The following is a 17,183-nucleotide window of genomic DNA, read 5'->3' on the forward strand; positions in this document are numbered from 1 at the left end:
CCGACAGCGCCAACAAGGCCGTCAGCGATCAGACCAAAGCCGTCACCGACAGCGCCAGCAAGGCCATCAGCGATCAGACCAAGGCGGTCACCGACAGCGCCAGCAAGGCCGTCAGCGATCAGAGCAAAGCCGCCACCGACAGCGCCAGCAAGGCCGTCAGCGATCAGAGCAACGCCGTGACCGACAGTGCCAGCAAAGCCGTCAGCAATGCGCTGCCGACTCAGGATCCCCAGGCTGCTGCCCGCGCGGCCGCCGAAGCCGAGCTGGAAAACCTGTTGAAATGATGCAGCCTGGCACTCACCCCCAGAGCACAGCGCCCGGATCTACACTCTTCGTCAAGGAACTGGCGCGGGGATGACGCTCATGATGCAACTGTTTGCCTCACTCGGGCTGCTGGCCGCCTTGGCTGGCACGCCAGCCGCGGCGCTGACTTACTATTCCGAGCAGAATCTGCCCTTCAATGGCGTCGATGAACAGGGCCGCAGTAGCGGTTTCAGCATAGAGTTATTGCGCTTGATGTGGCAGGAGCTGGGGCAAGAGGAAGCGCCCATCCAATTCTTGCCCTGGTCCAAGGCCTGGTATCTGCTGACCCAGCAGCCCGATGCCGTACTGCTCACCACGGCCCATACCTTGCCCCGCTCCCACCACCTGCAATGGGTCTGCCCCATCAGCCGCTCGCGCATCGTGTTGATGGCCAGGGCCGATCACCTGCCCCGGATCCGCCACAGGGCCGACCTGCTCACCCTGAAGATAGGAGCCATGCAGGCCGATGTGGGCGAGCAGTTACTGCTCAACCGCGGCATGCCACCGGCCCAGCTGATGACGGTGCCGCGCATGGATCTGGTGGTACGCCAGTTGCTGCTTGCCCGCACCGATCTGGTCGCAGGTAACGAGACCATGTTGCGCTATCAGATCCGCCAGCTTGGCTATGAGCCACGGCAGTTCGTCACAGTGGCCGTATTGGCCGAGCAGGATAACTGCTTCGCCTTCAATCCCGCCGTGGATCCGGCCGAAGTAGCACTGTTGCAACAAGCCCTCGACAGGGTTCGCCAGGGTCCGGCTTTTCAAGCCCTGCAGGCCCGCTACGAAGATATGCTGAACCTGAGCACCCATGAACGACTGCCGGAAATAGAGTGAGGTACGCTCAATCCGGCCGGCCGCCAACCCACCACAAGCGAAGAGGCCACCCCAGGGTGGCCTCTTCGTTGAACCGACCAGGGTTATTTGTAGAGGTTGTCCTGCTCGTTATCCTTGTTGGCCGCAGATCCGCTGTGCTCGATGGCGGTACGGATCAGATCCACCCCGGCGCGGATGATGAGCACCCCCATGTTGACCAGCTTGACGCAGACCCACATGAAGGTGATCAGCAGTATCAACTTGAGCACCGTCTGGAATGCCTCCAGGAAGTTCTGCTCCAGCTGGCCGGTCAAGCCATTGGCACTGCTCATCAGCCAGGTGTAGACCTCGCGCACGAAGGGGATACGACTTGGCATCTCTAGTACATCCAGCGCCGCTGGCAGAGCCTGGCAGATGACGATACTGCCAAACAGTACCAGGATGACGCCGAGGCCGATGCCGAGATAGAAGCCGAACTGTTTCATATGAGATCCCAAGAGTTGCTGCATGGAGAGTGAGGATAGCTGCCAATAGTAGGCACAGCCGCGCCCCAGAGCAATCTCGGCGGGAGAACCACCAAGGATCCCAGGCCTGTTTCGCAACGGAAATCGTTGCCCAAGCCACTGATTTCTGTGACGCTCTCATATCGCCCCTGGAAACGGACTCCCATGCTCAGATACCCTTGTTGCCTGCTGCTCGCCCTCATGCTCGCGACGCCCCTTTGGGCCGCCCCATCCAAAGCACGGGGAGCCGTGTGCGTCATCAAACAGCAGGAGAGGGTGCTGCTGGTGCAAGACAGAGTCTCGTCCCGCTACAGCCTGACGGGCGGCTATATCGATCCCGGCGAGACGCCGCCTCAGGCGGCTCTGCGCGAGCTGTTCGAGGAGACAGGCCTGGCGGGGCGCATCATCGCCCCCCTCGGTCGCTGGCAATCGGCAGACATCTTTGCCTGCCAGACCCTGACCCCCATAGTGGCGCAGCAAGGTTCGGGGGCCGTCTCCCTGCTGCATGCCCCCAATCGGGATGGGGAGGTGCTCAGCGCCCTGCTGATCCCCCCCAGTGCCCTGCCCCATGAACTGAGGCGCTTTCCGGCCCAGCTCGACTGGTTGATCCCGCAACTCCCCCGGATCCCTGATAGCGAGGTGAGTTGGCGAACCGATTTCAGTGCCGAGGCCAATGCGCTGCACCGTCAGGAACTGCCGCTGATCCGCCAGCTGCAAGCACTGCTTGGCCCACACAACCTCTGGCTCCAGCTCGCCAACCTCGCCGGTTCTGCGCCCTTCATGCTGTTACTGGTGCCTCTGCTGCTGCCCCTGCTCGGCTGGCAAAGAGCCCTGCAGTTGCTGTTTGTCATGCTGTGGCTGAGTCTGCTGGTGCAACTCACCAAGATGGGCATTGGCTGGCCACGCCCCTTCAACTTCCAGCCCGAACTCGCCCTGCGCGCCGTGTCCGGTTTTGGCATGCCGAGCGGCCACTCGGCCACGGCCATGCTCGGCTGGGGCCTGTTGCTAGGCTGGGCCTGGCCGGGACGGCGCTGGCTGGCAATATGCCTGGCCCTGCTGCTGGCAAGCGCCACCGGCCTTGCCCGCGTCTGGCTCGGAGTGCATTTTATCTCGGACGTGGTGGCCGGCATGCTGCTTGGCCTCGGCCTGCTGCTGTTGTTCCCCTGGTTGCAACCCCTTGCCTCGCGCCAGCTCCCCTGGCTGCTACTCGCCAGCCTGGCCGGTGTCGCCGCTGCCGTGCTGCAATCCCCCGCCCTCGCCGCCATCGGCATTCTCAGCCTGACACTGCTGCTCGGCAGTCGATACGGGGTCGAACGGAGCAGGCGCCGCCCCTGGCTGACCGGCTTTGTCGCCCTGGCGGGTTGCCTGCTGCTGGGACTACTCAGCGCAAGCTTGCCACTGTTGATCACCAGTTCCCTGTTGATCCTGACCGGACAAGGGATACTCTATGGACTCTTGGGACTCTGGTTGAGCTCGGGCCTCTGGTGGCTGATCTCCCTGACCGACGACCACAATCGGGGTGCAACCCCACGCAAGGAATACAATGATTATTAAGAAACCGGATCTGGCCAAGCTCACCCTAGGAGTCTTGTTTCTCAGCATCTTGATCGCGTCCTGCTTCCTGGTGCTACGCCCCTTCCTGCCTGCCCTGGTGTGGGCCACCATGATCACCATAGCCACCTGGCCGCTGATGCTGATGATGCAGCGCCTGCTGTGGGGGAAACGGACCCTGGCGGCCTTCGTCATGACCCTGATACTGCTGCTGATCTTCGTGATCCCGCTGTTCATGACCCTGGCCAATGTGGCGGAGAAGGCCCCCATGCTGATCGATCTGGCCACCACCATCAGCAAATCCCCACCCCCCGAGCTGCTCTGGCTCCAGCAGATACCGTTGGCAGGGGACAAACTCTTTGAGCTGTGGCAGCAGATCCTGGCCAGCGGTGGTCAGGTACTGTTCGCCAAATTGGCACCCTATTTCGGCCAGACCGCCCGCTGGCTCGCCTCCCAAGCCGGTAACCTGGGGCTCTTGTTCGTCCACTTCCTGCTGACCGTGGGGATCTGTGGCCTGCTCTATCACTCGGGGGAAACTGTCGCTGTCGGCATCCGTCGCTTCGCCCACAGGCTGGCCGGTGAGCGGGGAGACAACGCCACTGTGCTGGCCTCCCAGGCCATCCGCGCCGTGGCCATGGGGGTGGTGGTGACCGCCCTGGTACAATCCTCGGTGGCCGGGATAGGCCTGCTGATTGCCGGCATTCCCTACGTCATGATCCTGGTGGTGTTGATGTTCCTGCTGATCGTCGCCCAGATCGGCCCCTTCCCGGTGCTGCTGGCCAGCGTCGGTTACCTCTACTGGAGCGGGGATACCACCTGGGGCACCTTCCTGCTGGTCTGGTCCCTGCTGGCGGGTACCATGGACAACTTCCTGCGACCCTTCCTCATCAAGCGCGGCGCCGACCTGCCGCTGATCCTGATCCTGGTCGGTGTCATCGGCGGCCTGCTGGCGCTCGGCATCATAGGGCTCTTTATCGGCCCAGTGGTGCTGGCGGTGGGCTACACCCTGCTCGATGCCTGGATCAAGGAAGGCGATCTCCAGCCAGAGATGACCGCCGTTGTTGCGCCGCCCAAGGCTGAGTGACGATTCAGTAACAAGACGATTCAGCCATCCATCGCTGATACAAAGAGCCGCCCATCAGGCGGCTCTGTTATTTGTGGTGATTGCGATTATGGCGATCGTGTCAGGCTGGCTGATCCGCGCCAACCTGCATTCACCGCATATTAGCGTCCCATGTAGGTTCGATTAGCGAAGCGTAATCGGACGAACGAGATGCCGCTGTCTCGGTTTTATCCGTTAGTCAGCGGCATCTGCCAGAGGGGAAATTCGAGTAGCCGTTATAGCGGGGGAATTGATTTACGCGAACGTCCGATTACGCCTTGCGGCTAATCGAACCTACGGGCTGCATCTTCTACCTCTTGCAGTCTCGAATACCACTCCCACAACTCCGGAAAATCCGCCTCTTTTGGTAGGGGGTTATTTTCAATGAACTTAGCCTCAATGAACTGATTCCAATAGGCCTCTCCAGTCCGGCGGGGGTGATTCGCAATCCACGAATCGTAGAAATTAGATTCCACCCGGTAGTGGTGGGTGTGAATGAAAGGCGACCACGTGCGCCTTAGGTCATCCTCTTGCCGAACATCGATTATTTCGAACTCCTCCAGACTGCGATCATTTATGTCGCCCCAAGCAGTCTTCAACAGCTCAATTGCGCTTGCATCTGATGTGGGCGCACCATACCCAAAGATCGTCACCATGAAGGCATGCTTTAGAACATCTGCGACCGTAGCCCACTGGCGCGATATGAACTCGTCCACGTGATAGTTCTTCTCGCTAACCGGGTAGAGCAATTTTGTAGGTGTAAGCAGGCAGCCGCAGTGACTACAGGCGGCGCCGTTGTTCCCCATCATGTGCCCATCGGTGCAGTACGCGACCTCTACATTGCCATGGAGGAACAAGACCCGGGGCAGCTTAAACCTGCTCCCATTTCTCCTTATCGCCTGAACTAGAAAGGGATCCCAATTGAAGGTTGCGATGAAGTCTTTGTTTCTCAGCGACAAGACCAAGTGATCGTAGATAGTGGGATGATCTGGCAACTCCATTTCGCCGAAATAGCGATACACTTCTGCCTCTAGCTCTTCCCGTATGTCTATCAAGCTCGATTCCTTGTAGATCGACGCATAGATGTCTTCGAAATTTGAGGAAGCGAAACGAAGCCCGGTTCTGGCAATCAAATCCTGGAGACCAAGCGTCTCAATGAAATTATTCATTAACGGGAGCTTTCGCCCGTGCTTGTCGCCACCAGGGAACGCCGCATAACTAGCGCCTGCGCCAAGTATTACGACGTGGGGCTTTCCCACAATGATCTGGTTAATCTCTTCTTCAGCCGATACTTCCATGACCCACCCTTAGCACATAACAGTGATTAGATGGAAGGCGGTACTAATCCGTTAATAGAGCCTTCCATATAACTCCGGTTCTCCCTGTTTGTGGCCACGAAAATACATTTTAAATCACAACATTACCGACCAATCTCTGGCGCTGAACGCATTCGCCAAGCATCTTCCTTTGGCTCCATTTTTGGCCATCGGGCAAAAATACACCCAAGGAGCAGCAATGGAAAGCAACACCCAGTCTCAGCTTCTTGAATAAGTCAGGAGCGTGATCGAGGTGACAAAACATATGACATCGCTGGCCAAGATGTGGAATGGCGGCGGGTCAGGGGCTCGTGGTTAACAAAAATGGGCATGGCGATATAACCCGGCGCGTGGCAACGCCCCGGGTTATCAGTGGGTAGATGAGTCTCAGGCGGGTTGGTGGAGGGTGATGCAGTGAATACCGCCGCCCCCCGCCGCCACCGGATCGATGTTGACGGCCACCACCTTGCGCCCCGGGTAGAGGCGGGTCAGCAGATCCTGGCAATAGCGGTCGGCCGCCTTGTCGCCGAACTCGGGGACTATGACGGCCCCGTTGATCGGCAGGTAGTTGATGTAACCTGCGGCAAAGTCCCGGCTGCGGCTGAATTTATTGTCTCGCCCACCCAGCGGGGGCGGCAGTGGATGCAGCTCCAGCTTGTTGCCATCGGCGTCGGTGGCCTGCTGCAGTATGGCCAGGTGCTGGCGGGTCACCTTGTAGTCGTAGGAATCAGGATCGTTGTCCATGTTGATCACCACCACCCCGGGGCGCACGAAGCGGGCGTAGAAGTCGACGTGGGCATCGGTGATATCCTTGCCCTTGATGCCCGGCAGCCAGATGATCTTGCGCAGCCCCAGGTTGGTTTTCAGCTCTGCCTCCAGTTGCGCCTTGGTCAGGCCCGGGTTGCGGTTGCTGTTGAGCCAGCTGCTCTCGGTCATGATGGCGGTGCCGTTGCCATCCACCTCTATGCCCCCGCCTTCGCCAATCAGCTTGCTCTGCAGATAGTGGGCATCCGCCTGCCGACTCACCAGGGAGGCGACCCTGGCATCATAGTCATGCTCCTGCTTGTCACCCCAACCGTTGAAGTTGAAGTCCACCAGCGCGAGCTCTCCCTGCTCGTCCTGCACGAAGACACCGCCGGTATCCCGCAGCCAGATGTCATCCAGCTCGGCTGGGATGAAGTGGGTGTTGTGCTCGCCACAGAGCTGACGGGCCAGACCCTCTTCCTCCCCATGGCAGAGCACGTTCACCTCGGTATGGGGGGTCATGGCCTTGACCAGCCGGCCTATGGTGGCCTGCACATCCTGGTAGTTACGGCCCCAGATCTCGCGATTGGCACCGAAGGCGACCCAGACCCGAGTCTGGGCTGCAGCCTCGTCCGGCATCTGGTAGTGACCGGCGGCGCTGACCGACGAGGCCCCGGTGGCGGCAGCCTGGGCCCGTGGCAGGCCAGTCAGTCCGGCCAGCGCCCCTATGGCAACCAGCTGTTTCAATACTTGGCGTCGGGATGGCATCTCTTTACTCCTTCAGATTCAGAGGCTGCTCTTGAAACGAGTCCAGGCTCGCATCCGGGCTCGCATCTGGGATTGTGCAATGTCCTGGCCTGGAATGAGTCGCCCGTAGCTGGCCTCATCCAGATAAATATCCGGGTTGGCTGTCATGGTGGCATCCACCATGGATCTTGCCTTGGCACTGGCGGTTGGATAACCGGTGCTGTTGGTGATAGCGGCCATGTTGGCCGGGCGCATCACGAAATTGATAAAGGCATAGGCATACTCAGGATGGGGTGCATCCACCGGGATCGCCATGGTGTCCATCCAGATGGTGCTCCCTTCCTTCGGCAGCCGGTATTCAAAGTCGCTGCGCTTGCCCGCCTCGGCGGCGGCCCGCCTGGCTTGCGTCATGTCGCCGCTGTAACCCAGCGACAGGCAGAGGTCGCCGTTGACCAGCTGGGTCACCGGCTGGGACTGGAACTTGCGGATATGGGGCTTGAGCCCCTTGAGCAGCGCCAGCGCGGCATCCAGATCCTCGGCCTTGCCGCTGTGGGGATCCCGCCCCAGATAGTGCAGCACCACAGCCAGCACCTCGTCGGGGGAGTCGATGATGGAGATGCCGCAGTCGGCAAATTTTGCCGCCAGTTCGGGCTTGAACAGCAGGTCGAGACTGCCCACCGGGGCATCCGCCATCCGCTGCCGGATCATGGCTGCGTTAAAGGTGAGCCCTATGGTGCCCCAGGTGTAGGGCACCACCGCATCCCGTGAATGGGGATAGGCCTGCTGCAGCCGCCGCTCCGCCACCGTATCACCGGGAAAGATGAGGTCATAACCGCTGCGACCGGCCATCAGCTTGGCCTCCAGGGTCTCGCTGCTGTCCATGACGTCATAGATGACCCGGATCCCTGTCTCTCTGGTAAAGGCGCTGAGGGTATCGGGGGCGAAGTAGTCGGCCCAGTTATAGAGCCGCAGCACCTTCTCCTCCCCTGTTGCCGCATCGGCCTCCCCGGCCTCGGCCGCAAGGCTCAGCAGCAGGGCCAGACAGCCCATCCACCCGAGTATCTTCCTGATCATGATGTGGTTACTCCCCTGTGATTGGTCGCCGCCGTGCAACGTTCAGCCCAACAGCGGCCAGGCGGGCTGCTGCTGGGTGATGCAGTGGATGCCGCCGCCGCCGTGGGCCAGCCGGTTGATCGAGACCGGCACCACAGCCCTTTGCGGGAAGGCGCCTTGCAGCACAGCCGCCGCCTCCCGGTCGCTCGCCACCCCGTAGGCGGGCATGATGACGGCGCCGTTGGCGAGGTAGAAGTTGGTGTAGGAGGCGCAAAACACCTCGGCCTCCGTGTCTATGGCCTCGCTCGCGTCGTACAGATCCTGCAGCTCGAAGGTGCGCCCCCTGGCATCGGTGGCCAGGGCCAGGGCGCGGCGGTTCTCCCGCACCACAAGGCCGTAGGTCGAGGCGGCATCCCGGGTCGCATCCACCAGCAGCTGGCCGGGGCGACTGAAGGCGCAGACCCCGTCCACATGGCCGTCGGTCATGTCGCCGGTGACGTGGTCGGGATCCCCCGGCAGCCAGATGGTCTTCTCGACGCCGAGCAGGCGACCGAAGATCTGCTCTATCTCACCCTTGCTGATGCCCGGGTTGCGGTTGCTGTTGAGCAGCACGGACTCAGTGGTGATCAGGGTGCCTTCGCCGTCCACATGGATGGCGCCCCCCTCGTTGGCCAGAAAGCTGCCGATACACTCCAGCTCCAGACTGTTGAGGATGCGGCGAGCCAGCCCCTCGTCCAGTTGGTGGACCGACTTGCCGCCCCAGGCGTTGAAGCGCCAGCTCACCCCGGCGCTGCCCAGTTCGGGGTGGCAGATGAAGGTGGGGCCTGAGTCGCGGCACCAGCTGTCATCCACCGGGAGCGGGATCAGGGTCACCCTGCCGTCACAGAGGGCGCGCGCCTCGGCCAGCGCAGAAGGGTCGACCACCAGCCTGACCGGCTCGAACCGGACAATGGCGTTGACCACCCGGGCGAAGTCCTGCTGCACCTCGGCCAGGGTGACGCCCCAGCCGGATTCCCACAGCGCCTTGTTGTGAGGCCAGACCATCCAGGTCGCGGCGTGCTGGCACCATTCGGCGGGCATAAACCAGCCCTTTGCCACTATTCCCTGTTCCCGCATATTCCCTCTCTGATTAGGTACTATTAAGGTTGCTGACGATGGGAATAGACTATTCCCACATAACACGGCGAACAAACAATCGATTTTCAGTGCAAGTGATAAGTGGAGCTAATCAATGATGTTCAAACACTGGCCCCCGCTCAACGTGCTGCGGGGCTTCGAGGCGGCGGCTCGCCTCGGCAGTTTTCATCAGGCGGCCCAGGAGCTGCACCTCACCCAGTCCGCCATCAGCCAGCAGATCCGCTCCCTGGAGGAGCTGCTCGGCCAGCCGCTGTTTCACCGGCAGGGGCGCTCGGTCGCCCTGACCGATGCGGGACAGGATCTGCTGGAGACCACCCAGAGCGTGCTGCTGCAACTGGCGGTGGGGATCCAGCGCCTCGAGCAGTACCGCAAGCCGAACCAGCTGGTGCTCAACACCAGCACCGCCATCGCCCGCCACTGGCTGCTGCCCCGACTGGGGGCGTTTCATCGCCAGCACCCCGACATCGATCTCTGGCTCTTCACCAGCGACGAAGAGCCCGATCTGGCCGAACAGACCATAGATCTCGCCCTTCGCTGGGATCTCGCGCCGCAGGCAGAGTGTCGCCATCAGCCACTGCTGGCGGACAGGTTGCTGCCGGTGGCCGCGCCTGCCGTGCTGGCCCAACCGGCGGCACAGCGCACCACCCTCCATGGGGAGCGAGAGCTGGACTGGCACCACTGGACGCTCAAAGGGGGGGAGGATCTGCAACTGCAGACCCGGGGGCTCAACTTCTCAGACCCCGGCCTGCTGCTGGAGGCGGCAAGCGCCGGGCTCGGTGTGGCGCTGGTGAGCGAACGGCTCTCCCAACCGGCCAGAGAGCAGGGGCAGTTGCTGCCGCTCTCCACTTTGAGGGTCAAGGGGCCCCAGTGGAGCCTGCTTATCCACCAGGAGAGCGAAGGGATGCCGGAGTGTCGCGCCTTCTGCCACTGGCTCGGCCAGCAATTTGCCGAGGGGGCGGCGGGCGGGAAGGAGGATGCCATTGCCGCCCTCTGAGGCAGGTCACTGAATCTGGCGAACGGGCATGGTTAAATGGTCGGCCTCTCTCTATGCCGGATATTGCATGTGACCCTGCCATCTGACCGTCTGCCACCCCAGCCCTGGCCAGAGCATCTATATGCCCTCTGGCTGCGCACTTGCCGGACAGGACAGTGACAATGCCATCTGACCGTTTTCCACCCCAGCCCTGGCCTGAGCATCTATATGCCCTCTGGCTGCGCGCTTGCCGGACAGGACAGTGACAATGCCATCTGACCGCCTGCCACCCCAGCCCTGCCCTGACTATCTGCAGGCCTCCTGGCTGCGCTGCGCCCACCAGACCAGCGCCACCCTCTGGCATCCGCCCCACAGCGCCAAGGGGCAGACCTTGCAGAGCCTGCGCCAGCGCAAGCGGGACTTGCTCACCACAGGCGAGATGGCCCTCGAGGATCTCTACGAATTCATGGAGGGGCGCCCCTGCGCCCTGCTGCTCACCGACGAGAGCGGCTGTTTGCTGGCCCGCACCGGCCATCGCGAGACGCTGGCAGAACTCGAAGCGCTGGGCTTTGGCCCCGGCGCTTTTTTTAGCGAGGGGCGCATCGGCACCAATGCCATCAATCTGGCGGCGCTGGAGGGAGTGCCGCTCTGCGTCAGCGGCCCCCAGCATTTCAACCAGACCCTGCACCCCTGGCACAGCTGCGCCAGCCCGGTCTACAACAGCAATGGCCGTCAGGTCGCCATCATGGCCCTGGTCTGCCGGGTGGAGGAGGCAACGGTCGGGGATCTGGCGCTCACCGTCAGCGCCGGTCGCGAGCTGGCCCACCTGCTGCAGATGGAAACCCTGATGCAGGAGTCCCAGCACCATCTGAGCGAGCTTTACGCCCTGCTCGACGGCATGGATGACGGCGTGCTGGCCTGGGATCCCCAGGGCCGGCTGCGCTACCTCAATGGACTGGCGGCCAACCGGCTGCGGCTAGATCCGGCCCTCTGCCTCGGCCAGCCCCTGGAGCAGCACCTGCTGCTGCCCCAGCGGTTGCAGCTGGCCATCAAGGGGCAGACGCCACTCAGTCATGTGGAGATGACCCTGGAGCGGCTCGGGGTGCATTCCGGGGAGTTCATCAATGCCCTGATAAGCCTCAAGCCGCTACCGGGGCCTGAGGGAGTCAGCTTTATCGCCCTGCTCCATCCGGTCGACCGGCTGCGGGCCATTCACCAGCTGCGCCAGACGGTGCCCGAGCTGTCGGCGCTGGTGGGGGAATCGAGCGCCATGCGCAAGCTGCTGCGCCACGCCAGACAGGCGGCCCAGAGTCAGGGGCCGATCCTGCTGCGCGGTGAAGAGGAGGTGGGCAAGGCCCAGCTGGCGGAGGCCATCCACTTTGGCAGCGAACGGGCCGCCGGGCCCCTCATTACTCTCAACTGTCAGGCGCTGCCGAGGGAGCGGATGGCGCTGGAGCTGATGGGCTCCGACGAAGCTGGGCAGGAGCGGGCGGGCAAGTTCGAGCTGGCCCACGGCGGCACCCTAGTGCTGGAGCAGGTGGAGTGCCTCTCTGCTCCCATGCAGGCGGCGCTGCTGCAACTGCTCAAGACCGGCCGCATCCAGCGCTTCGATTCGGCCCGCGTGCTGCCGCTCAAGGTGCGGATCATCGCCACCAGCAGCGCCCCGCTGGAGCAGAAGGTGCAGGAGGGGCAGTTCGGTCGCCAGTTGCTCTATGCCTTGCAGGCGTGCGAGCTCTGGCTGCCGGGGCTGCGGGAGCGCACTGCCGATCTGCCGGGCCTTATCAGCCAGCAACTAGGGGCGCAGGGGCGCGAGCCGGTGCGCCAGTTCAGCCCGGCGGCCCTCGACTGTCTGCTCGCCTATCCCTGGCCCGGCAATCTGGGGGAACTGCGCAGCGCGGTCGAGCATGCGCTGCTCCACGCAAGTCAGGGGCAGATCCCGCCGGAGGCGCTGCCCGCCGCCATTCGTCACGGCCATCAACTGGTGGCGAATGAGGTGGTGGGGCAGCCGCTGCTCACGTTGGCGGAGCTGGAGCGCCAAGCCATCTTGCGCAGCGCCCACGCCTGCAAGGGGCAGGTGAGCCAGATGGCCCGGCAACTGGGCATCAGTCGCACCACCCTGTGGCGGAGGCTCAAACTGCTCGAGATCGATCCCGCCGACTACCACGGATAGCTGTCACGCACAGAAACGCCCTTGCAAAAAAAAAACGACAAGGCCCCGCACTGGCGGGGCCTTGATACAGCAATATGAGCCTCAGTCGCCGAAGCGTTCCGCTGCCAGCTGCTGGAAGCAGCTCAAAGCCGCATCAGCATCCTCCCCGCGCGCCAGCAGGGTGAGTCTGTCGCCCTGGCGCACGTTGAGCATGGCGAGCCGGGTCAGGCTGCGGGGGTTGGCCTCTTTATCCCCCTTTTGCAACTTGAGTTCAGCGGCAAAGGGCTTGAGGGCGGCCACCAGACGGGCGGCGGGGCGCACATGCAGGCCGTGGGGGTTATCCACCACCACCTCGCAGCGCAGCCAGCCGTCGTCAGTAACGGGGGCGGTCTCTGTGGCGGTCTGCGCCACGCTGGCGGGCAGCATGGCCTGTTTCGGGCCCAGGGCACCGAGCGCCTCGGCGGCCACCTCATCCAGCGTCAGGCCGGAACCGGCCGCCACCACGGCGGCCAGGGTGCCCTCGACCAGCGGGGCGGGGCAGAGCCGCACCCGGGCGCTTAACTCGGGGGGCAGCAGTTCGAGGGCTGTCTCGGCGCTGAGCAGAGCGCTGCCGAGATCCATCAGCACCAGCACGCCGCTGCCGTCGTCCGCTTCTTCGATCGCACTCATCACCGCGATGGCATCGGTGCCTATGGGGTGGTCGGGGTCATCGACCCCGGCCGCCAGCAGCAGGCGGGCCGGGCTGCCCAGCTGGGCGGCCAGTTCCCGCAAACCCGCTGCCAAGGTGGCGCTATGAGAGACCACTACGATGCCGATCATGTTACAACCTCGCTCTGTCACGCAGGGCGGTCAGCAGCAGCAGGGTCGAGGTGGCCCCGGCATCCTGATGGCCTATGCTGCGCTCGCCGAGATAGCTGGCGCGCCCCTTGCGGGCCTGCATCTGTATGGTGGCCTCGGTGCCGGCGGCGGCAGCCGCGACTGCCTTGTCCAGCGCTTCGTTGAGGGGCAGATCTTGCTGCTGTGCCTGTTGCAGGGCGGCCAGCGCAGGCCACCAGGCGTCGCACATTGTCTTGTCACCGGGCTCGGCGCGGCCGCGGGAGACTATCCCCTCGACCCCGTCGCTCAGCATTTTGCACAGCTGACTGAGGCTGAGGCTCTGACAGGCATCGGTACTGGCCGCCGCCCGGATAAAGAAGGTGCCGTAGAGGGGGCCACTGGCGCCGCCGACCGAGGAGAGCAATGTCATGCCGGTGGTCTTCAATACCTGACCTATGTCCTTGTCCGCCACCGCGGGCAGCTTCTCGGCCACCTTGGCGAAGCCGCGCTGCATGTTGAGGCCGTGGTCGCCATCACCGATGTCGGTATCCAGCGCGGTGAGATGCTCCCTCGCATTGGTAAACAGAGGCTCGCAGTCGAGCAGCCAGTTGACGATTAGATGCTTGCTTAACATGGGTTTTCCTTAGCAGCCGCGACGCAGGGCGGGGGTATTGACGGGGGCATCCCACAGGGCCATCAGCTCGTCATCCACCTTGAGCAGGGTGATGGAGATGCCGGTCATGTCGAGGGCGGTACAGTAGGGGCCAATCAGGTTGCGCACCAGATGGATGCCAGTCTCTTCACAGCGGCTGGCGAGACGCCCATAGACGCCGTACAACTCGGAGAGAGGGGTGCCTCCCAGGCTGTTGATCAGGGCGATGACCCGATCGCCCGCATTCAGCGGCTCGATAAAGCTGTGCTCTTCCTGCCAGCTGCCGGAGGCTCTGTCCCAGTGGCGCAGGGTGCGGCCATAGGGGCTGTTGTCAGAGAGCTCTTCGAACATGTCGTCCACCAGGGTATTGAGGTCGGTGAAGGGGCGGCGCGCTATGCCCGGCTCGCCGTGGATACCCACGCCGAACTCCATCTCGTTGTCCGCCAGGGTGAAGGAGGGCTTGCCAGCGGCAGGCACTGTGCAGGCGTGCATGGCGACGCCTATGGTGCGGCTCTGGTTGTTGATGCGACGGGCCAGCGCTTCGCAACGATCCAGGTCATAGCCCGCTTCGGCGGCGGCGCCGACCAGTTTCTCGCACAGCACTGTGGTGGCGACGCCACGGCGACCGGCGGTGTAGAGGCTGTCTTTGACCGCCACGTCGTCATCGATCAGCGAGAAGCCCACCTTGACCCCGTCACCGTGCAGCAGCTCGACCGCCGTTTCGAAGTTGAGCACGTCACCGGTGTAGTTCTTCACCAGAAACAGCACGCCCGCGCCGCCATCAACGGCCTGACCGCACTCGTACATCTGATCCGGAGTCGGGGAGGTAAAAATCTCGCCGGGGCAGGCACCGTCCAGCATCCCCTTACCCACCAGACCGCCGTGCATCGGCTCGTGGCCGCTGCCGCCGCCGGAGACCAGCGCCACCTTGCCCATCACGGGGGAGTCGGCGCGGGTGATGTAGTGGGGTTCGATACGCACCTTGAGCTCGGGGTGAGCGGCTGCCATCCCCATCAGTTGTTCACGGACCACGGCATCGACGGCATTGATCAGCTTCTTCATGGCTCACTCCTTGGCTTGCCACCCTTGGGTGGGCAAATGGTTGATGGAGCCAGTCTAACGGGATATATCGGGAGGAAAATGACGGCCTGTTCGGTTCGGATTTGAAACAGGATAAGGGTCATTGGCGTTTCAATATGAAACGGTGCGGGGCAAACGGGCGGGAAACTGTTAACGGCCTCACAGCCATGAAAAAGGGCCCCGCAGGGCCCTTCGCTATCACCGGAAGCCTTAGATGGCCCAGCCACCGGCATAGAAGATCACCAGCGCCACGGCGATGATGACGGTGCCGACGTTGAGTTTCTTCCACTCGGCAGCAAACAGACGACCCACGACCAGCGCCACGAAGCCCAGCATGATGCCGGTGACTATGTTGCAGGTCAGCACGATAAAGACGGCGCACAGCATGCCGGCGAGAGCATCGACCGAATCGCTGAAGTCCAGCTTGGTGACGTTGCCCAGCATCAGCAGACCGACGTACATCAGGGCCGGTGCTGTGGCGTAGGCCGGTACCAGATAGCTCAGCGGGGAGAGGAAGATCATCAGCAGGAAGAGCACGCCAACCAGTGCAGCGGTCAGACCGGTCTTGCCACCGGCAGCGGTGCCTGCGGCGGATTCGATGTAGACGGCGGCCGGAGCACCACCCACCACGCCAGCGACCATGCTGCTGACGGAGTCGGCAGTCAGGGCCTTGCCGCCGCTGATGATGTGGCCACGTTCGTTGATGAGGCCCGCCTGACCGGCCACGGCACGTATGGTGCCGGTGGCGTCAAACACGGCTGTCATCACCAGCGCCAGCACGGTCGGAATGACCACCGGATTGAGGGCGCCCAGCAGATCCATGCTGCCCACCAGAGAGCCCTTCTCGCCGGTCAGGCTCGGCATGGCGAAGAAGCCCTGCCAGGTCACTTTCGGGTCGAAGATGAGGCCGAGGATGGAGATGGCGATGATCACCATCAGGATGCCGCCCGGCACCTTGCGACGCTCCAGACCGAAGATGGCGGCCAGACCCAGCACCGTCATGATCACCGGGAAGGAGGTCACTTCACCCAGTTGCACCGGCAGACCGGCCCCTTCGTTCTTGATCACCATACCGACGCCGTTGGTGGCGATCAGCAGCAGGAACAAACCTATACCTATGCCGGTGCCGTGAGCGATGCCGGAGGGGAGGTTGTCCAGGATCCACTGGCGCACGCCGGTGACGCTGATCAGGGTAAACAGCACACCCATCAGGAAGATGGCGCCGAGGGCGACCGGAATGCTCAGTCCCTGACCCAGTACCAGACTGAAGGCGGTAAAGGCGGTGAGGGAGATGGCGCAACCTATGGCCATCGGCAGCTTGGCCCACAGGCCCATCAGCAGGGAGCCGAAAGCGGCGATCAAGCAGGTCGCCACGAAGACAGGGCCCTGCTCAAAACCGGCGGCACCCAGCATGTTCGGCACCACTATGACGCTGTACACCATGGCGAGGAAGGTGGTCATCCCGGCCAACAGCTCCTGGCGCACACTGCTGCCACGCTCGGAGATGGAGAAGTAGGAGTCGAGAAATCCGCTCTTGCCGGTGCGGGCCGTCATTTCTTGCGTTGCCATAACTCATCCTGAAAAGTGTGAAGGAAATCGTTTGCGTAGATGGCGCGCAAAATAGCAAGAATTTGGCGAGATTGCAGCGTGTAAGGTCGTATTTCCCCGATTTTTTCGATCGAAGGCCTCATTGAGAGCCACATTTGACGAGTCGCCCGACGTCGCCAGCTTCTACACTTCGAGGGAACCCACTTCAGCCGGAGACAGGCTCATGCACACAGGAAACCTGCTTGCTCACATTCCCTCTCCCTTGCCCACCGAGCTGTTCAGCGACTTGGTCAGTACCAATCACTTCCGTATCGAGCGCATTGTCTCCCTGGGGCAGCACACCCCACCCGGTGAATGGTTCGATCAGGATGAGCATGAATGGGTACTGGTGGTGCAGGGGGAAGCTATCTTGCTCTTTCTCGAACCGGAAGCTGGGGCCCAGGAGCGCGTCCATCTGGGACCTGGGGACTACATCAACATCCCGGCGCACCTTCAGCACAGGGTGGAGTGGACTCATCCTACCGAGACCACCGTCTGGCTCTGCATCTACTACTAGAGGAATCTCCACGCCGCTGTGATAAAGCACAACGAGAAAAGCCCAATCGACAGACTGGGCTTCTTGGACTCAGATACTGAATATGCATAGTAAAAAGGCCTTCCCGATTAGGAAGGCCTTTCTATTTATTGGCGGAGCGG

Annotated in this window: 15 protein-coding genes and 1 pseudogene; 7 read left to right on the plus strand and 9 right to left on the minus strand. The window is 62.5% G+C overall.

The genetic code is table 11. The features are described from left to right. Positions 1-284: pseudogene (locus BN1130_RS21070) on the plus strand (hypothetical protein); the annotation flags it as partial. 70 nt (positions 285-354) lie between these two features. Further along, positions 355-1,137 carry a substrate-binding periplasmic protein gene (locus BN1130_RS21075; RefSeq protein ID WP_042044390.1) on the plus strand — a complete coding sequence of 261 codons (783 nt, stop codon included), beginning with the start codon at positions 355-357 and terminating at the stop codon, positions 1,135-1,137. Between the two features lie 83 nt (positions 1,138-1,220). Here BN1130_RS21075 and BN1130_RS21080 read toward each other — a convergent pair whose 3' ends face one another. Further along, positions 1,221-1,601, minus strand: a complete 381-nt coding sequence (locus tag BN1130_RS21080; RefSeq protein ID WP_042044391.1) for a hypothetical protein — start codon at positions 1,599-1,601, stop codon at positions 1,221-1,223. A 183-nt stretch (positions 1,602-1,784) separates the two neighbouring features. Here BN1130_RS21080 and BN1130_RS21085 point away from each other — a divergent pair, with 183 nt between their 5' ends. Together BN1130_RS21085 and ydiK are read left to right on the plus strand one after the other, a co-directional pair. Then, entirely contained in the window at positions 1,785-3,173 is a 1,389-nt protein-coding gene (locus BN1130_RS21085; protein WP_042044392.1) for a phosphatase PAP2 family protein, read from the plus strand. After that, a complete protein-coding gene (ydiK, locus tag BN1130_RS21090) occupies positions 3,163-4,254 on the plus strand; it encodes an AI-2E family transporter YdiK (protein WP_042044393.1) in 1,092 nt (363 codons plus the stop codon). Before BN1130_RS21085 ends, ydiK begins: the two co-directional genes overlap by 11 nt. Positions 4,255-4,556: 302 nt before the next feature. Here the strand turns inward: ydiK and BN1130_RS21095 are convergent, their stop codons facing one another. The 4 genes from BN1130_RS21095 to BN1130_RS21110 form a co-directional block, all read right to left on the minus strand. Further along, complete coding sequence (locus tag BN1130_RS21095; protein WP_042044394.1) at positions 4,557-5,570, minus strand: SIR2 family protein; 1,014 nt, start codon at positions 5,568-5,570, stop codon at positions 4,557-4,559. Positions 5,571-5,975: 405 nt separating this feature from the next. Further along, positions 5,976-7,100: an agmatine deiminase family protein gene (locus BN1130_RS21100; RefSeq protein ID WP_042044395.1), complete on the minus strand. Its 1,125-nt coding sequence runs from the start codon at positions 7,098-7,100 to the stop codon at positions 5,976-5,978. Between the two features lie 18 nt (positions 7,101-7,118). Further along, entirely contained in the window at positions 7,119-8,153 is a 1,035-nt protein-coding gene (locus tag BN1130_RS21105; RefSeq protein ID WP_042044396.1) for an extracellular solute-binding protein, read from the minus strand. Positions 8,154-8,195: 42 nt separating this feature from the next. Continuing rightward, positions 8,196-9,248, minus strand: coding sequence for an agmatine deiminase family protein (locus BN1130_RS21110; protein WP_042044397.1), 1,053 nt, complete (start codon positions 9,246-9,248; stop codon positions 8,196-8,198). A gap of 115 nt (positions 9,249-9,363) precedes the next feature. Here BN1130_RS21110 and BN1130_RS21115 point away from each other — a divergent pair, with 115 nt between their 5' ends. After that, a complete protein-coding gene (locus BN1130_RS21115; protein ID WP_042044398.1) occupies positions 9,364-10,263 on the plus strand; it encodes a LysR substrate-binding domain-containing protein in 900 nt (299 codons plus the stop codon). A gap of 247 nt (positions 10,264-10,510) precedes the next feature. Then, positions 10,511-12,412: a dihydroxyacetone kinase operon transcriptional regulator DhaR gene (gene dhaR / locus BN1130_RS21120; protein WP_042044399.1), complete on the plus strand. Its 1,902-nt coding sequence runs from the start codon at positions 10,511-10,513 to the stop codon at positions 12,410-12,412. An 81-nt stretch (positions 12,413-12,493) separates the two neighbouring features. Here the strand turns inward: dhaR and dhaM are convergent, their stop codons facing one another. The 4 genes from dhaM to BN1130_RS21140 all read right to left on the minus strand — a co-directional run bounded on the left by dhaM (position 12,494) and on the right by BN1130_RS21140 (position 16,508). Next, positions 12,494-13,210: a dihydroxyacetone kinase phosphoryl donor subunit DhaM gene (gene dhaM, locus BN1130_RS21125; RefSeq protein WP_042044400.1), complete on the minus strand. Its 717-nt coding sequence runs from the start codon at positions 13,208-13,210 to the stop codon at positions 12,494-12,496. Between the two features lies 1 nt (position 13,211). Next, the gene (gene dhaL, locus BN1130_RS21130; RefSeq protein WP_042044401.1) at positions 13,212-13,841 is read right to left on the minus strand and encodes a dihydroxyacetone kinase subunit DhaL; all 630 of its coding nucleotides are present in this window, start codon (positions 13,839-13,841) and stop codon (positions 13,212-13,214) included. 9 nt (positions 13,842-13,850) lie between these two features. Beyond that, positions 13,851-14,921 carry a dihydroxyacetone kinase subunit DhaK gene (gene dhaK, locus BN1130_RS21135; RefSeq protein WP_042044402.1) on the minus strand — a complete coding sequence of 357 codons (1,071 nt, stop codon included), beginning with the start codon at positions 14,919-14,921 and terminating at the stop codon, positions 13,851-13,853. Positions 14,922-15,149: 228 nt separating this feature from the next. Then, positions 15,150-16,508 (minus strand): NCS2 family permease, encoded by a 1,359-nt coding sequence (locus BN1130_RS21140; RefSeq protein ID WP_042044403.1) that lies wholly within the window; start codon positions 16,506-16,508, stop codon positions 15,150-15,152. A 202-nt stretch (positions 16,509-16,710) separates the two neighbouring features. On the opposite strand from BN1130_RS21140, the gene BN1130_RS21145 reads away from it, so the two are divergent. Then, entirely contained in the window at positions 16,711-17,043 is a 333-nt protein-coding gene (locus tag BN1130_RS21145; protein WP_042044404.1) for a cupin domain-containing protein, read from the plus strand. Positions 17,044-17,183 lie beyond the last annotated feature (140 nt).

Origin of the sequence: Aeromonas rivuli, from assembly GCF_000820045.1 — a bacterium.
Lineage (GTDB): Bacteria > Pseudomonadota > Gammaproteobacteria > Enterobacterales > Aeromonadaceae > Aeromonas > Aeromonas rivuli.

What these genes read in the sequence shown, in the direction of transcription:
- BN1130_RS21075 (WP_042044390.1), top strand. Translation starts at nt 355, where the DNA reads ATGACGCTCATGATGCAACTGTTTGCCTCACTCGGGCTGCTGGCCGCC.
- dhaL (WP_042044401.1), bottom strand. Translation starts at nt 13,841, where the DNA reads ATGTTAAGCAAGCATCTAATCGTCAACTGGCTGCTCGACTGCGAGCCT.
- BN1130_RS21100 (WP_042044395.1), bottom strand. Translation starts at nt 7,100, where the DNA reads ATGCCATCCCGACGCCAAGTATTGAAACAGCTGGTTGCCATAGGGGCG.
- dhaM (WP_042044400.1), bottom strand. Translation starts at nt 13,210, where the DNA reads ATGATCGGCATCGTAGTGGTCTCTCATAGCGCCACCTTGGCAGCGGGT.
- BN1130_RS21140 (WP_042044403.1), bottom strand. Translation starts at nt 16,508, where the DNA reads ATGGCAACGCAAGAAATGACGGCCCGCACCGGCAAGAGCGGATTTCTC.
- BN1130_RS21080 (WP_042044391.1), bottom strand. Translation starts at nt 1,601, where the DNA reads ATGAAACAGTTCGGCTTCTATCTCGGCATCGGCCTCGGCGTCATCCTG.
- dhaK (WP_042044402.1), bottom strand. Translation starts at nt 14,921, where the DNA reads ATGAAGAAGCTGATCAATGCCGTCGATGCCGTGGTCCGTGAACAACTG.
- BN1130_RS21115 (WP_042044398.1), top strand. Translation starts at nt 9,364, where the DNA reads ATGATGTTCAAACACTGGCCCCCGCTCAACGTGCTGCGGGGCTTCGAG.
- dhaR (WP_042044399.1), top strand. Translation starts at nt 10,511, where the DNA reads ATGCCATCTGACCGCCTGCCACCCCAGCCCTGCCCTGACTATCTGCAG.
- BN1130_RS21085 (WP_042044392.1), top strand. Translation starts at nt 1,785, where the DNA reads ATGCTCAGATACCCTTGTTGCCTGCTGCTCGCCCTCATGCTCGCGACG.
- BN1130_RS21105 (WP_042044396.1), bottom strand. Translation starts at nt 8,153, where the DNA reads ATGATCAGGAAGATACTCGGGTGGATGGGCTGTCTGGCCCTGCTGCTG.
- BN1130_RS21110 (WP_042044397.1), bottom strand. Translation starts at nt 9,248, where the DNA reads ATGCGGGAACAGGGAATAGTGGCAAAGGGCTGGTTTATGCCCGCCGAA.
- BN1130_RS21145 (WP_042044404.1), top strand. Translation starts at nt 16,711, where the DNA reads ATGCACACAGGAAACCTGCTTGCTCACATTCCCTCTCCCTTGCCCACC.
- ydiK (WP_042044393.1), top strand. Translation starts at nt 3,163, where the DNA reads ATGATTATTAAGAAACCGGATCTGGCCAAGCTCACCCTAGGAGTCTTG.
- BN1130_RS21095 (WP_042044394.1), bottom strand. Translation starts at nt 5,570, where the DNA reads ATGGAAGTATCGGCTGAAGAAGAGATTAACCAGATCATTGTGGGAAAG.